At 60.1% G+C, this 14,742-nt stretch carries 14 protein-coding genes; 2 read left to right on the top strand and 12 right to left on the bottom strand.

Annotated elements, in window-relative coordinates:
* Positions 1 to 5 precede the first annotated feature (5 nt).
* The 9 genes from mltG to KKQ10_RS19805 form a co-directional block, all read right to left on the bottom strand.
* A complete protein-coding gene (gene mltG, locus KKQ10_RS19765; RefSeq protein ID WP_215502056.1) occupies positions 6 to 1,199 on the bottom strand; it encodes an endolytic transglycosylase MltG in 1,194 nt (397 codons plus the stop codon).
* A 3-nt stretch (positions 1,200 to 1,202) separates the two neighbouring features.
* Positions 1,203 to 2,018: an aminodeoxychorismate lyase gene (pabC, locus tag KKQ10_RS19770; protein ID WP_215502057.1), complete on the bottom strand. Its 816-nt coding sequence runs from the start codon at positions 2,016 to 2,018 to the stop codon at positions 1,203 to 1,205.
* Entirely contained in the window at positions 2,018 to 3,262 is a 1,245-nt protein-coding gene (gene fabF, locus KKQ10_RS19775; RefSeq protein WP_127648934.1) for a beta-ketoacyl-ACP synthase II, read from the bottom strand. The genes pabC and fabF overlap by 1 nt, the downstream gene beginning before the upstream one ends.
* Before the next feature lie 108 nt (positions 3,263 to 3,370).
* Positions 3,371 to 3,607 (bottom strand): acyl carrier protein, encoded by a 237-nt coding sequence (acpP, locus tag KKQ10_RS19780; protein WP_003175607.1) that lies wholly within the window; start codon positions 3,605 to 3,607, stop codon positions 3,371 to 3,373.
* Positions 3,608 to 3,803: 196 nt separating this feature from the next.
* Positions 3,804 to 4,544, bottom strand: a complete 741-nt coding sequence (gene fabG, locus KKQ10_RS19785; RefSeq protein ID WP_127648935.1) for a 3-oxoacyl-ACP reductase FabG — start codon at positions 4,542 to 4,544, stop codon at positions 3,804 to 3,806.
* Between the two features lie 16 nt (positions 4,545 to 4,560).
* A complete protein-coding gene (gene fabD, locus KKQ10_RS19790) occupies positions 4,561 to 5,499 on the bottom strand; it encodes an ACP S-malonyltransferase (RefSeq protein WP_215502058.1) in 939 nt (312 codons plus the stop codon).
* 123 nt (positions 5,500 to 5,622) lie between these two features.
* The gene (gene plsX, locus KKQ10_RS19795) at positions 5,623 to 6,633 is read right to left on the bottom strand and encodes a phosphate acyltransferase PlsX (RefSeq protein ID WP_274657519.1); all 1,011 of its coding nucleotides are present in this window, start codon (positions 6,631 to 6,633) and stop codon (positions 5,623 to 5,625) included.
* Positions 6,634 to 6,637: 4 nt separating this feature from the next.
* On the bottom strand, positions 6,638 to 6,820 hold the full coding sequence (gene rpmF / locus KKQ10_RS19800) for a 50S ribosomal protein L32 (RefSeq protein ID WP_003179396.1): 183 nt from the start codon (positions 6,818 to 6,820) through the stop codon (positions 6,638 to 6,640).
* Positions 6,821 to 6,833: 13 nt separating this feature from the next.
* Positions 6,834 to 7,361: a YceD family protein gene (locus tag KKQ10_RS19805; RefSeq protein ID WP_003204262.1), complete on the bottom strand. Its 528-nt coding sequence runs from the start codon at positions 7,359 to 7,361 to the stop codon at positions 6,834 to 6,836.
* Between the two features lie 105 nt (positions 7,362 to 7,466).
* Between KKQ10_RS19805 and KKQ10_RS19810 the strand changes: the two genes are divergently transcribed.
* Positions 7,467 to 8,045, top strand: a complete 579-nt coding sequence (locus tag KKQ10_RS19810; protein ID WP_215502059.1) for a Maf family protein — start codon at positions 7,467 to 7,469, stop codon at positions 8,043 to 8,045.
* An 84-nt stretch (positions 8,046 to 8,129) separates the two neighbouring features.
* On the opposite strand, the gene sppA is transcribed toward KKQ10_RS19810, so the two are convergent.
* The 3 genes from sppA to rluC are packed head-to-tail and all read right to left on the bottom strand — an operon-like array spanning position 8,130 to position 10,755.
* Positions 8,130 to 9,119 carry a signal peptide peptidase SppA gene (gene sppA, locus KKQ10_RS19815; RefSeq protein WP_215502060.1) on the bottom strand — a complete coding sequence of 330 codons (990 nt, stop codon included), beginning with the start codon at positions 9,117 to 9,119 and terminating at the stop codon, positions 8,130 to 8,132.
* Between the two features lie 24 nt (positions 9,120 to 9,143).
* Positions 9,144 to 9,806, bottom strand: a complete 663-nt coding sequence (locus KKQ10_RS19820) for an HAD-IA family hydrolase (protein WP_215502061.1) — start codon at positions 9,804 to 9,806, stop codon at positions 9,144 to 9,146.
* Positions 9,793 to 10,755, bottom strand: coding sequence for a 23S rRNA pseudouridine(955/2504/2580) synthase RluC (rluC, locus tag KKQ10_RS19825; protein ID WP_215502062.1), 963 nt, complete (start codon positions 10,753 to 10,755; stop codon positions 9,793 to 9,795). Before rluC ends, KKQ10_RS19820 begins: the two co-directional genes overlap by 14 nt.
* Positions 10,756 to 11,454: 699 nt before the next feature.
* On the opposite strand from rluC, the gene rne reads away from it, so the two are divergent.
* Entirely contained in the window at positions 11,455 to 14,685 is a 3,231-nt protein-coding gene (gene rne / locus KKQ10_RS19830; RefSeq protein ID WP_215502063.1) for a ribonuclease E, read from the top strand.
* The last annotated feature ends 57 nt before the right edge of the window (positions 14,686 to 14,742 follow it).

Raw genomic sequence — 14,742 nt, forward strand, 5'->3', positions numbered from 1 at the left:
CAAAGTCATTGCGCGTTTTGCGGTGCCGACGGCCCAGGCTCGGCAGCAGGTGCCGGGACCGGCGCAGGGTCCTGAGCTGGAACCTGCGGCAGTGCCTCAGGAGCGGTATCCGGGGATGCTGCGGGGATCGCCTCGTCAGTGACCGGAGCGGCCGGCGCATTCGCCGGGGCCGGGCTGGAGCGGTAATCGGCACGGCGCTTGAGCTGGAACTCACGCACCGCACTGTTGTGCGCCTCCAGGTCATCGGAGAACACATGGCTACCGTCGCCACGGGCGACAAAATACAGGCTGTTGCCTTCCACGGGATTGAGCGCGGCATGAATCGCCTCGCGGCCGACCATGGCAATCGGCGTTGGCGGCAATCCCGGAATCACATAGGTGTTGTACGGCGTCGGCTCTTTGAGATGCGCGCGGGTCAACTTGCCGGTGTAGCGATCACCCAGGCCGTAGATCACGGTCGGGTCGGTCTGCAACTGCATGCCCAGCGCCATGCGGCGCACGAACACGCCGGCAATCTGCCCGCGCTCCTGTGGCACGCCGGTTTCCTTCTCCACCAGCGAAGCCATGATCAGCGCCTGATAAGGCTCACTGTACGGCGCGTCGGCCGAGCGGTTTTCCCACTCTTTGGCCAGCACCTCATCGAGGCGATCGAAGGCTTTCTTCAGCAACTCGACGTCGGAGACGCCACGCACGAAGCGGTAGGTATCGGGAAAGAATCGCCCTTCCGGGAACAGTCCGCGATGGCCGATTTTCTCCATCACTTCGCTGTCGCTCAAGCCCTTGAGGGTCTGCTCGATCTTGTCATCTTTCGCCAGTGCGGCGCGGACCTGATGGAAGTTCCAGCCTTCGACCAGCGTCAGGCTGTACTGCACCACTTCGCCTCGTTTCCACAGGTCGATCAGACCGTTGACGGTCATGCCCGGCTGCATGCGGTATTCGCCGGTATGGATCGGCGTGCCGGCCAGATTGAAGCGCCAATAGATGCGCAACCAGAAGGCATCCTTGATAACCCCATCGGTTTCGAGTTCAAGGAAGGTACGGGTAGGCGTCGAGCCTTTCGGCACATCCAGCAGTTCTTCCTGCGTGATGTTCAGGGGCTGTTCCAGCGCCGAATGAATTTTCCAGGCGCTGGCGCCCATCAGCAGCCCTGCCAGAACCAGTCCGGTTTCCAGCAGCAGCAGCAAGAGTTTACGTCTCACGAATCAGGCATCCAGTAGCGCGCGGGCAATGGTTTGCAGTTTACGGGTGAGCGGGCCAACCGGCCAGCTCAGTGCAGCGTAGGCACGTACCGGCCAGACGCCATACACGCTGTTGCAAATAAAGACTTCATCAGCCCATTGCAGCTGTTCGAGGCTGATGTCGGTGATTTGAGTGGGGATGGCCAATGACTCGGCCTGAAACAATATTTCGGCACGCATCACACCGGCCACGCCGCAGCGCTTCAGATCCGGGGTGATCAGTACCCCGTCGCGCGCCAGGAACACATTGCTGAACACGCCTTCGATGACGCGCCCGGCCTGATCGAGCATCAAGCCTTCGGCATGCTCGTTGTCACGCCACTCGGCACGGGCGAGCACTTGCTCCAGACGATTCAGATGCTTGAGCCCGGCCAGCAAGGGCTGGATGGACAGTCGTGTGACGCAGGGAAACAGGCGCACGCCTTGCTCGCCATGCGCCACAGGATACGCCGCCGCAGGATTGCCTTGCAGAATGCGCCGGCCCTGCGCCGCAGGATCCGGCGCGTAGCCACGTAAACCGTCGCCCCGGGTGAGAATGAGCTTGAGCACACCCTCGCCCATTGCCGCGGCATACGCCAGCAATTCGCTGCGAACCCGTTCGATGTCGGCCGTGATGGCCAGGCGCGCACAGCCCTCGGCCAAACGCGTCAGATGACGATCCAGCAACACGGGCTGGCCGCCGTGCACGGCAATGGTCTCGAACAGACCATCGCCGTAGGCCAGGCCGCGATCTTTCAGCGACAGAGCGTCAGCCGGCTGACCGTCGACCCAGCTGTCCATCAGCCGGCGAACCGGCGGAACGCCAACGTACCGTTGGTGCCGCCAAACCCGAAGGAGTTGGACAGTACGACGTCGATATCCATGTTGCGCGCCGTGTGCGGCACGAAATCGAGATCGCAGCCTTCGTCCGGCTCATCGAGGTTGATGGTCGGCGGTGCCACCTGGCTGTTGATCGCCAGTACGCTGAAGATCGCCTCGACCGCGCCCGCCGCACCCAACAGGTGGCCGGTCATGGACTTGGTGGAGCTGATCGCCAGGTTGTAGGCGTGATCACCGAACACGGTCTTGATCGCGTTGGCTTCGGCGAGGTCACCGGCCGGCGTCGAGGTGCCGTGGGCGTTGATGTACTGCACCTGGTCGATGTTGATTTTCGCATCGCGCAGGGTATTGGTGATGCAGCGAGCTGCACCGGCGCCATCGGCAGGTGGCGAAGTCATGTGGAACGCATCGCCGCTGGTGCCGAAGCCGATCAACTCGGCATAGATGGTCGCGCCGCGAGCCTTGGCGTGCTCGAGCTCTTCGAGTACCAGGGCACCGGCACCGTCGGACAGCACGAAGCCATCACGGCCCTTGTCCCAGGGACGACTGGCGCGGGCTGGCTCGTCGTTGCGGGTCGACAGCGCACGGGACGCGCCGAAGCCGCCCATGCCCAGGCCGCACGCGGCCATTTCAGCACCGCCGGCGATCATCACGTCGGCTTCGTCGTACATGATGTTGCGTGCCGCCATGCCAATGCAGTGCGTACCGGTGGTACAGGCCGTGGCAATGGCGTAGTTCGGTCCCTGTGCACCCAGGTGGATGGACAGAAAACCGGAAATCATATTGATGATCGAGCCTGGCACGAAGAATGGCGAGATTCGACGCGGGCCCGTCTCATGCAGAGTACGGCTGGTTTCTTCGATGTTGGTCAGACCGCCGATCCCCGAACCCATGGCCACGCCAATGCGCTCACGGTTGGCATCGGTGACTTCCAGACCTGCGTTGCGAACAGCCTGAAAACCCGCCGCCAGACCGTACTGAATGAACAGGTCGAGCTTGCGTGCTTCCTTGACCGACAGGTATTCCTCGACATTGAAGCCCTTTACCGAGCCGCCAAAACGGGTGGAATAGGCAGAAAGGTCGGTGTGTTCGATCAGACCAATGCCACTTCGGCCAGCCAGAATGCCCTGCCAACTGCTCGGCACATCCGTGCCCAGTGGCGACAACATACCCATACCGGTGACTACGACGCGTCTACGCGACACAGCACTCTCCTTTTTCAAATGACGACTTTGCATCAGGCCTAAAGAAAAAACCGCACGCCATGATGGCAGTGCGGTTTTTCCATGACAGCAGACAACGATTACAAACTATTACGCCTGGTGGCTAGTAACGTAGTCGATTGCAGCTTGTACAGTAGTGATCTTCTCAGCTTCTTCGTCAGGGATTTCGGTCTCGAATTCCTCTTCCAGAGCCATCACCAGCTCAACGGTGTCAAGGGAGTCGGCACCCAGGTCTTCAACGAAGGAAGCAGTGTTGACCACTTCTTCTTCTTTAACACCCAGTTGCTCGGCAACGATTTTCTTGACGCGCTCTTCGATGGTGCTCATACCTTGTTTTCACTCCTAATGGACAAATTCAGGCAGCTGGCCGGTGGGTAAGTGTATAGAAAGACTTTTCAGCTTTTCAACTGAAAGCTTCACTCCTCGAACCCTGCGACCCTCTGTCTATAAATAGATTGCAGCTTTATAACGGATTTTAGACAGCTCGTATGACATTTTTTTGAAGCAATCCGTCACATTTTACTTACATGTACATCCCACCGTTCACCGGGATTGTAGCCCCAGTGACGTATGCCGCACCGTCGGATGCAAGAAAAGCGACCACGGAGGCGATCTCTTGAGCTTGTCCCAGACGACCCAGCGGAATCTGCGTCTGCAAGGCTTCACGCTGTGCTTCAGGCAGTTCGCGGGTCATATCGGTGTCGATGAACCCTGGGGTTACCGAGTTGACCGTAATCGAACGCGAACCGACTTCACGCGCCATCGCACGGCTGAAACCTTCCAGACCGGCCTTGGCGGCTGCATAGTTTACTTGGCCTGCGTTGCCCATGGCACCCACCACCGAGCCAATACTGATAATTCGACCCCAGCGCGCCTTGGTCATGCCACGCAAAACGCCCTTGGACAGGCGATACAGACTGTTCAGATTGGTATCGATCACGTCGTACCATTCATCGTCTTTCATGCGCATCATCAGGTTATCGCGGGTGATACCGGCATTATTGACCAGGATCGCCGGTGCACCGAACTGCTCCTGAATGCTCGCCAGCACTGCGCTGACCGATTCGTCGCTGGTAACGTTCAGTTCCAGACCAGTACCCTGAATCCCGTGCTCTTTCAGCGTAGCGGCAATTGCCTCGGCGCCTTTGGCGGAAGTCGCGGTGCCGATAACGATGGCGCCCTGACGACCCAGCTCCAGGGCGATAGCCTGGCCGATGCCACGGCTTGCACCGGTGACCAGTGCAACTTTACCTTGCAGACTCATGCAAGTTTCTCCTGATTCAGGCCAGCGCTGCACGGGCGGCAGCGAAAGCGTCTGGGGTATTGAGGTTGGAAGTCGAAACGCCTTCGGCGCAACGTTTGTTCAGACCGGCCAGCACCTTGCCCGGGCCGCATTCGACCAGACTGGTCGCGCCTTTGGCAGCGAGGGTCTGGACCGATTCAACCCAGCGAACTGGCTTGTACAGTTGTTCGAGCAGGTCACGCTTGAGGGTTTCCAGATCGGCCGGCACTTGCGCGCTGACGTTCTGTACCACCGGGATCTGCGGCGCCTGCCAGTTGATGGCGGCGATGGATTCGGCAAAGCGCTCGGCAGCCGGACGCATCAGCTCGCAGTGCGACGGCACGCTCACCGGCAACGGCATGGCGCGCTTGGCACCACGGGCCTTGCAGCCTTCGATGGCGCGCTCGACGGCAGCCTTGGCACCGGCAATGACCACCTGGCCTGGCGAGTTGAAGTTGACGGCGCTGACCACTTCGCCCTGCGCCGCTTCAGCACAGGCTGCCAGCACATCAGCGTCTTCCAGACCGAGGATCGCAGCCATGCCGCCCTGCCCGGCCGGAACGGCTTCCTGCATCAGCTGCCCACGGCGCTCGACGAGCTTCACCGCGTCAGCCAGGCTCAGGCTGCCAGCAGCAACCAGTGCGCTGTATTCACCCAGGCTGTGACCGGCAACGAATGCCGGACGCGCGCCGCCTTCATCCAGCCACAGACGCCACAGGGCGATCGAAGCGGTCAGAATGGCCGGTTGGGTTTTATCGGTTTGATTGAGCAGCTCTTCCGGGCCCTGCTGTGTCAGCGCCCACAGGTCATAGCCCAGAGCCTCAGAGGCTTCTTTGAATGTTTCGAGGATCAGCGGATGTTCCGCGCCCAGCTCGGCCAGCATGCCGAGGGACTGCGAACCCTGTCCTGGAAAGACGAATGCGAGGGAAGCAGACATGTAACAAGCCCCTAATGATCTTGTCGTCGAAAAATGACGCCCCACCAGGGGACGCAAGAAACTGACAGTTGGATGGCCCTTTGAACCGGGCGGTCACATTTAAGCATTGTCCGACGAAAACGCCTAAGACAACAAATCCTCCAGACGACCGTGGAGACGCTCGGGCAGATTCTCCTGAATCTCGATCAGCGCACGCTGAATCGCACTCTGAAAGCCCTGAACCCCGGCCGAACCGTGACTTTTCACGACAATACCCTGCAAACCGAGAAAGCTTGCGCCGTTATGTCGCGCCGGCGCCAGATCAGCCTGCAAACGCTTCATCAATGGCAACGCCAACGCCCCCACAGCACGGGACGCAAGGTTTTTCTTGAACAAGGCCTCGATGCGCGCCGCGATCATCGTCGCCAGACCTTCGCTGGACTTGAGCAGGATATTGCCGACAAAACCGTCACACACCACCACGTCCGCTTCGCCGCGATACAGACCATCGCCTTCGACGAAGCCGATGTAGTTGATACCGCGCGCCGCCTGCAGCAAGGTCGCCGCCAGCTTGACCTGCTGATTACCCTTGATGTCTTCAGTGCCGATATTGAGCAACGCCACCCGTGGCCGGGCGATGCCCAGCGTCTGTGCGGCCACCGACCCCATCACCGCGAACTGCAACAGATGCTCGGCACTGCAATCGACGTTGGCGCCCAGGTCGAGCAACTGGCAATAGCCCTTCTGCGTCGGGATCGCCGCCACCATCGCCGGCCGATCAATGCCCGGCAACGTCTTGAGCACGAATCGCGACAGCGCCATCAGCGCACCGGTATTGCCGGCACTGACACAGGCCTGAGCCTTGCCGTCACGCACCAGTTCAAGGGCGACACGCATCGACGAATCCGGCTTGCCACGCAAGGCCTGGGTCGGCTTTTCGTCCATGGTGATGACTTCAGACGCCGGGACAATCGTCAGGCGCGCACGATCGGCAGCCGACTGGCCGTTGATCAATTCTTCAAGAAGGGAGGGTTGACCGACGAGGGTCAGGTGCAGCGAGGGCGTAGCAGAAAGGCAAGCAAGGCTGGCCTGAACAATGCTGCGGGGACCGAAGTCCCCGCCCATTGCGTCAATCGCGATGACTTGAGCGGACAAGTGATTACTCGTCAGCGCCCTTGTCGATCACTTTACGGCCACGGTATACGCCTTCTGGCGATACGTGGTGACGCAGGTGAACTTCACCAGTGGTTTTTTCTACAGACAGGGTGCTAGCCTCGAGAGCGTCGTGCGAACGGCGCATGTCACGGGCAGAGCGGGATTTTTTGTTCTGCTGAACAGCCATAATTGATTAACTCCTAAACGTTTGGGTCACGCTTTAACTGCGCCAATACACTGAACGGGTTGGACCGCGTTACCTCGTCCTCGCTCGGTTCGGGTTCATCTGCTCCCGCCGGCTGCTGGCATTCTTCCGGATGATGAGCAGGCACAATGGGCAAGGCGAGCAGAAGCTCCTCCTCGATCAGTGACTGCAGATCCAATGGATCTTCGCCCAGTTCCAGCACGTCATAACCTTTCGGTAACGACTGGGTATTCGCACCCTCCTTCACTACAGCGTAACTGCATTCGCTGTGGATCGGCAGGGTGACCAGCTCAAGACAACGCTGGCAAACCATTTTGACTTCGGTGTCGATAAAGCTGTGGATCACCACAGATTTACGTTCATCTCGTTCAAAAACGAATTTGGCCTGCACCGTACCGACATCGTCGGAAAGCGGGTCGCAGAGTCTCTTCAAATCGGCCAGCAGCAGTTCACCTTGAAGGGTGGTGCCACGGTCAGCCAATTTGCGCGGGTCAACGTGAGGTGGAATCGGGTCATTCAACATAGGCGCAGCATTATAGGGATGCCCCCACCCATGTCAAAGGAAATTGTGCCCTGTCCGTCACTTGCGTGCCTCCGCTAGAATTCGCACCTGCCTCAGGAGACGCCAATGCTGCCTTTATTACTTGCTTCCAGCTCGACTTATCGTCGGGAATTGCTCGCCCGCCTGCACCTGCCGTTCGTCTGCAGCTCGCCGGATATCGACGAAAGCCACCAACCGGGTGAGTCAGCCATCGAACTGGTCAAGCGCCTCGCCGAACAGAAAGCCCGGGCACTGGCCACCAGCCACCCGGCTCATCTGATTATCGGCTCGGACCAGGTTGCCGTGCTCGGCGAGCGCATCATCGGCAAACCACATACCTTCGACAAGGCCCGCGAGCAGCTGCTGGCCGCCAGCGGCACCAGTGTGACATTCCTTACCGGCCTGGCGCTGCTCAACAGCCAGACCGGTCACTGTCAGGTCGACTGCGTGCCGTTCACCGTGCACATGCGCCAACTCGACGAGGCGCGCATCGAGCGCTACCTGCGCCTGGAGCAGCCCTACGACTGCGCCGGCAGCTTCAAGGCCGAAGGCTTGGGCGTGAGCCTGTTTCAGTCCACCGAAGGACCTGACGCCACCAGCCTAATCGGCCTGCCGCTGATTCGCCTGATCGACATGCTGCTGGCCGAAGGCGTACAGATCCCTTAAAGCAAAAGATCGCAGCCTGCGGCAACTCCTACACCGATCTCTGTAGGAGCTGCCGCAGGCTGCGATCTTTTGACTTGAAACGAATTAACGCAACGAGGGCCCGTGGAAACCCATCCACATCGCCAACTGCTCAGCCACACTGGCGCCGAGCTTCTTCGAGAAGCGATCAAACGGCGATTCCTGAACGGTGAAGTCCACCAGTTCTTTCTCGCCGATCACATCACGCGCCACCGAACTGGCGTTACCCAGACCATCGATCAGCCCCAGCGGCAGCGCCTGCTCGCCGGACCAGACCAGCCCGGAGTACAGCTCTGGATGCTCCTTGTCCTTCAGGCGATCGCCACGACCCTGCTTGACGCTGTTGATGAACTGCTTGTGCGTGGTGTCCAGCACGGTCTGCCAGAACGCGGTTTCGTCAGGCTTCTGCGGCTGGAACGGATCCAGGAACGACTTGTGCTCACCCGAAGTGTAAGTGCGACGCTCGACACCCAGCTTGTCCATGGTGCCGACAAAGCCGTAACCCGCCGCCGTTACACCGATGGAGCCAACCAGACTGGCCTTGTCGGCATAGATCTGATCCGCCGCACTGGCGATGTAATAGGCACCGGACGCGCCGAGATCAGAGATCACTGCGTACACCTTGGTATCCGGATGCAGGCCACGCAGACGCTTGATCTCGTCATACACGTAACCCGACTGCACCGGACTGCCGCCCGGGCTGTTGATCCGCAGGATCACGCCCTTGACCTTCTTGTCTTCAAAGGCCGCTCGCAGACTGCCCACAATATTGTCGGCGCTGGCAGGCTCCTTGTCGGCGATCACACCGGTGACATCGATCAGCGCGGTGTAATTCGGACCCCGGGTGGCGCTCTTTTCCATGTCCATCAACGGAGTAAACAGGATCAGCGCAACAAACAGATAAACAAACGTCAGCAGCTTGAAGAAAATCCCCCAACGCCGCGAGCGACGCTGCTCCTGCACACTGGCCAGCAACGTCTTCTCCAACAGCTTCCAGCTTTTCTCGTCACCGTCGTCGGCACTTGCCTTGGCCGGTGCTTTCCATTCGTCGGTCATGCGCTGTACCCCAGCAAAAACGTATTAAGCCTGCTGCCCCAGCCAGGCATGCAATTCACTAAACCGGTCGATCGACAGGCGCGGCTCGAACTGCTGCAGCGATTCAATGGACTGCGCGCCATAACTGACCGCCACAGACGCCATGCCCGCATTGCGCGCCATCAGCAGATCGAAGGACGAATCCCCCACCATCAACGCCTGCTCGGGCCGAACACCGCAATGCGCGAGAATCTGCTCCAGCATCAGCGGATGCGGCTTGCTCGCGGTCTCGTCGGCGGCGCGAGTGATATCGAAGTAATCTTCCCAGCCATTGGCTTTGAGCACCCGATCCAGTCCGCGACGATTCTTGCCGGTTGCCACCGCCAGGTGATAACCCTGCTCGCGAAAAGACGCCATCGACTCGACTACACCCTCGAACAGCGGCGAAGGTACGGTTTCTGCCGCAATGTAGTGATCGGCGTAATACTCGCGAAACAAGGTCATCTCGGCATCACTGATTTCCGGATACAAAGTGCGGATCGCCTCGGGCAAGCCCAGGCCGATGATGCCTTTGACGGCAAAATCATCACGCAATTCGAAACCGGAACGCCCGGACGCAGAATGCATCGCCTCGACAATCCGACCAATGGAATCGGCGAGGGTGCCGTCCCAATCGAAAATCAGCAGCTTGTAATCAGATGGGCACACTCAATCGCTCCACGGTCTTGGCCCACATTTCGTCGACCGGCGCCTGCAGCTTGAGCTCACCGCCATCGGGCAGCGGCACGGTCAGCATGTAGGCGTGGAGGAACAGGCGCTTGCCGCCCAGATCACGGATTTCCTTACTGAAGCCGTCATCGCCGTACTTGGTGTCACCGGCAATGCAGTGCCCGGCGTGCAACGTGTGGACGCGGATCTGGTGCGTGCGGCCGGTGATCGGCTTGGCTTCGATCAGGGTGGCAAAGTCGCCAAAGCGACGCAGGACCTTGAACACGGTCACAGACTCCTTGCCCTCCTCCTCGTCGACCTCGACCATGCGCTCGCCGGAGCGCAGATTGCTCTTGCCGAGCGCCGCACGGACTTGCTTGATCGAGGTCGCCCAGTTGCCGCGAACCAACGCCATGTAACGCTTGTCGACACCATCACCGCGCAATGCGGCGTGCAAGTGACGCAACATGCTGCGCTTTTTGGCGATCATCAGCAGGCCGGAGGTATCACGGTCGAGACGGTGAACCAGCTCCAGCTCCTTGGTATCGGGACGCAACTGACGAAAGGCTTCGATGACGCCGTAATTCAAGCCGCTGCCACCGTGAACCGCAATGCCGGCGGGCTTGTTGATCACGATCAGGGCTTTGTCTTCGTAGACAATCGAGGCTTCCAGACGCTGCAACAACCCTTGAGCCAGAGGCACAGGTTCGTCGCGCTCAGGCACCCGAACGGGCGGCACGCGCACGATATCGCCGGCCTGCAGCTTGTATTCGGGCTTGATCCGCCCCTTGTTCACACGCACTTCGCCTTTACGCAAAATGCGGTAAATCAAGGTCTTGGGCACGCCTTTGAGCCGGGCAAGCAGGAAATTGTCGATTCGTTGGCCGGCATACTCCGGCGAGACTTCAAGCAGTTGAACGCCTGGAGTCGAAGGGGCAGTAGTTGTCATGCCGCGGATGATAACAATTTTTATGGAATTGAAGCACTTAATCATTGCTGCTATAGTCGCGAACGCCGCCAAAAGCGGCCTGGACAGCGGAACCACGGTCAAAAACCGGCCCTGACCAACGCAATTCACCAGGACGCGAGGCCGTCCTACGGGGCTTTCGCTACGTAACGGTGGAGTTTGCAGTTGTAACAAGCGCAGGTGACATGAGGCCTGAATTACACCGTCGAGCAGAGTTTTCACTCGCCTGACAGGCAAATATTCGAGGCCAGTTCACAAAGTGCAGTCAGCTGCAGATGACCCCGAGCGAAGGCTTCGGAAACATCGCCTGAATTAGCCATGATGCGTGACCTCCCCTTTCGGAGCTCACGGTAAATGCCAACCCGCTGCGGATTCTGCGCGCGGCAGCACCCGAATTATCAGGGATACGTGTAGGGTGGAGATGCACAACCGCTGGACTGTGTAGCAATAGGCTTTATCAAGACGCTTCATCTCGTCCACAGCCGCTGGTTGATTCCTCCTCCTGACTGAGTGCTTAAGTAGCCACAGCAAGCAGGACGCGTACGTCGCGATATCGGCCCAATTGGCCTGACATCGCTGGACACGGGAATGGCCAACCACTCCCGACGCACCTGACACCGACCGTGAGAAGTCGTGTGTGCCGAACGCCGTTTCCGGCAGCCCGGAAACCGACGGTACTACATGAAAAGAATGCTGATTAACGCAACTCAACCCGAAGAGTTGCGTGTTGCACTGGTAGATGGCCAACGCCTCTACGACCTGGACATCGAATCCGGTGCACGCGAGCAGAAAAAGGCCAACATCTACAAAGGCCGTATCACTCGCATCGAACCAAGCCTTGAGGCTGCCTTTGTCGATTTCGGCTCCGAGCGCCACGGCTTCCTGCCCCTCAAAGAAATCTCCCGCGAATACTTCAAGAAAGCCCCTGAAGGCCGCGTCAACATCAAGGACGTCCTGAGCGAAGGCCAGGAAGTCATCGTTCAGGTCGAAAAAGAAGAACGTGGCAACAAGGGCGCCGCCCTGACCACCTTCATCAGCCTGGCCGGTCGTTACCTCGTGCTGATGCCGAACAACCCGCGTGCCGGCGGCATCTCCCGTCGCATCGAAGGCGAAGAGCGCAACGAACTGCGTGAAGCGCTGAACGGCCTGGTTGCACCGGCCGACATGGGTCTGATCGTGCGCACTGCCGGCCTGGGCCGCAGCAGCGAAGAAATGCAGTGGGACCTCGACTACCTGCTGCAACTGTGGACCGCCATCAAAGAAGCCTCGCTGGATCGCTCCGCACCCTTCCTGATCTATCAGGAAAGCAACGTGATCATCCGCGCCATCCGCGATTACCTGCGCCAGGACATCGGCGAAGTGCTGATCGACAGCGTTGAAGCCCAGGACGAAGCCCTGACTTTCATCCGCCAGGTGATGCCGCAGTACGCCAGCAAGATCAAGCTGTACGAAGACAGCGTTCCGCTGTTCAACCGTTTCCAGATCGAAAGCCAGATCGAGACCGCTTTCCAGCGCGTCGTTGAACTGCCTTCCGGCGGCTCCATCGTCATCGATCCGACCGAAGCCCTGGTGTCCATAGACATCAACTCGGCGCGCGCCACCAAAGGCAGCGACATCGAAGAAACCGCTCTGCAGACCAACCTTGAAGCTGCCGAAGAAATTGCCCGTCAGTTGCGACTGCGCGACATCGGCGGCCTGATCGTCATCGACTTCATCGACATGACCCCTGCCAAGAACCAGCGCGCCGTGGAAGAGAAAGTCCGCGAATGCCTGGAAGCCGACCGCGCTCGCGTGCAGATCGGCCGCATCTCGCGCTTCGGCCTGCTGGAAATGTCCCGTCAGCGCCTGCGTCCATCTCTGGGCGAAAGCAGCGGCATCGTCTGCCCACGCTGCAACGGCACCGGCATCATCCGTGATGTTGAATCGCTGTCGCTGGCGATCCTGCGCCTGATCGAAGAAGAAGCCCTGAAAGACCGCACTGCCGAAGTGCGCGCTCAGGTGCCGATCCCGGTCGCCGCGTTCCTGCTCAACGAAAAACGCAACTCGATCACCAAGATCGAACTGCGCACCCGTGCCCGTATCGTCATTCTGCCGAACGATCACCTCGAAACCCCGCATTTCGAAGTTCAGCGCCTGCGTGACGACAGCCCGGAAGCTGCGACCAACCAGTCCAGCTACGAAATCGCTGCTGCCGCTGCCGAAGTCGAAGAAGTCCAGCCAGCCGCCGCGACCCGCACCCTGGTTCGCCAGGAAGCAGCCGTTAAAACTGCACCGGCCCGTGCCAACGCTCCGGTTCCGACCGAAGTCGCCGCGCCTGCCGCTCCAGCACCGGCTCCGGTTGCCGCACCAGAGCCAAGCCTGTTCAAGGGTCTGGTGAAATCGCTGGTCAGCCTGTTCGCCACCAAAGAAGAGCCAGTCGCTCCGGTCGTGGTTGAAAAACCGGCCACCGAGCGCCCAGCCCGCAACGAAGAGCGTCGCAACGGTCGTCAGCAGAGCCGCAACCGTAACGGTCGCCGCGATGAAGAACGCAAGCCGCGCGAAGAACGTGCACCGCGTGAAGAGCGCGCCCCACGCGAGCCGCGTGAAGAGCGTCAGCCACGCGAAGCCCGTGAAGTTCGCGAGCCTCGTGAAGCCCGCACCGAAGCGCCAGCCGCCCGCGAAGAACGCGCTCCACGCGCCCCGCGTGAAGAACGTGCACCGCGTGCTCCACGCGAAGACCGCAAGCCACGTGGCGAGCGCGAAGAGCGTGTACGTGAACTGCGCGAACCTCTGGACGCTGCCCCGGCCGCTCCAGTTGCTGCCGCAGCTGCTGTGGTTGCCGAAGAACGTCCGGCTCGTCAGCCACGCGAAGAACGCGCACCGCGTCCGCCGCGTGAAGAGCGTCAACCGCGCGCCGAACAGGCCGCTGCTGCCGTCGCTGAGGAAGAAGTCAACACTAACGAAGAGCAACTGCCGGAAGACGGTCAGGACAACGCCGAAGGCGATCGTCCACGTCGTCGCTCCCGTGGTCAGCGTCGTCGCAGCAACCGTCGCGAGCGTCAGCGTGATGCCAACGGCAACGTGATCGAAGGTTCGGAAGAATCCGAGTCCGGCGAAAACGCTGCACCGAGCGCTACCGATCTGGCTGCCGGCCTGGCCGTGACCGCCGCTGTTGCCAGCAGCGTGATCAGCGCGCCAGCCGAAGCACAGGCGCACGAGCAAGCCGAACGCGCCACCGCTGCCACCCTGGAAACTACTCCAGTGGAAGCGCCGGTTGTCGAAGCAACTACCCCAGTGGAAGTTGTTGCTGCTCCGGAAGTCGAAGTCGCCCCGGTTCGCGAAGCTCAGCCTCAGGTTGAAGCGGCTGCAGAACCTGTAGTCGAAGCGCCCGTCGTGGCCGCAGAGCCGGTTGTTGAAACCGTCGCTGAAACCGTGACCGAAACCGTGCGTGAAGTTCGCGAAGAACAGACCGCTTTCAACTGGGTTGCCGAGCCTGCCGTCGCTGAAACTCCAGCGCCAGTCGTTGAGGCCCCAGTGGTTGAAGAAGCCAAGGCTGCCGAACCAGTGGTTGAAGCAGTTGAACCTGCTCCAGCACCAGTGGTTGAAGCAACGGTCGTCGAAGCGCCAGTGGTTGCCGAAGAGCCTGCTCCAGTGGTTGAAGCCACTCCGGTCAGCGCCCTGACGCCAAACGGCCGTGCACCGAACGACCCACGTGAAGTGCGTCGCCGCAAGCGTGAAGCCGAGCGCCTGCAGAAGGAAGCCGAACTGGCTGCCGCTGCTGCTCCGGCGGCTGAAGTGGTCGAGGTTGCTTCCGCGACTGAAGAAGCCGTGGTTGAGTCGGTCATCGCCGAAGCACCACGCTCCGTTCAGGACGCGGTCGAACATCACCAAGAGGCCGAGGAAAAAGAACACGAGCCTAAACCGCTCGTGTAATTCCCGAAGCCGTTAAAAAGCCCCGCCCGGTGAAAACCTGGCGGGGCTTTTTTATTC

Origin of the sequence: Pseudomonas sp. MG-9 (genome assembly GCF_018729515.1) — a bacterium.
Lineage (GTDB): Bacteria > Pseudomonadota > Gammaproteobacteria > Pseudomonadales > Pseudomonadaceae > Aquipseudomonas > Aquipseudomonas serboccidentalis.

Bases quoted from the DNA above. Each gene is read 5' to 3' on its own strand.
- pabC (WP_215502057.1), bottom strand. From the start codon at position 2,018: ATGGACAGCTGGGTCGACGGTCAGCCGGCTGACGCTCTGTCGCTGAAA.
- acpP (WP_003175607.1), bottom strand. From the start codon at position 3,607: ATGAGCACCATCGAAGAGCGCGTCAAGAAAATCGTTGCCGAGCAACTG.
- fabG (WP_127648935.1), bottom strand. From the start codon at position 4,544: ATGAGTCTGCAAGGTAAAGTTGCACTGGTCACCGGTGCAAGCCGTGGC.
- fabD (WP_215502058.1), bottom strand. From the start codon at position 5,499: ATGTCTGCTTCCCTCGCATTCGTCTTTCCAGGACAGGGTTCGCAGTCC.
- rpmF (WP_003179396.1), bottom strand. From the start codon at position 6,820: ATGGCTGTTCAGCAGAACAAAAAATCCCGCTCTGCCCGTGACATGCGC.
- KKQ10_RS19805 (WP_003204262.1), bottom strand. From the start codon at position 7,361: ATGTTGAATGACCCGATTCCACCTCACGTTGACCCGCGCAAATTGGCT.
- KKQ10_RS19810 (WP_215502059.1), top strand. From the start codon at position 7,467: ATGCTGCCTTTATTACTTGCTTCCAGCTCGACTTATCGTCGGGAATTG.
- sppA (WP_215502060.1), bottom strand. From the start codon at position 9,119: ATGACCGACGAATGGAAAGCACCGGCCAAGGCAAGTGCCGACGACGGT.
- rluC (WP_215502062.1), bottom strand. From the start codon at position 10,755: ATGACAACTACTGCCCCTTCGACTCCAGGCGTTCAACTGCTTGAAGTC.
- rne (WP_215502063.1), top strand. From the start codon at position 11,455: ATGAAAAGAATGCTGATTAACGCAACTCAACCCGAAGAGTTGCGTGTT.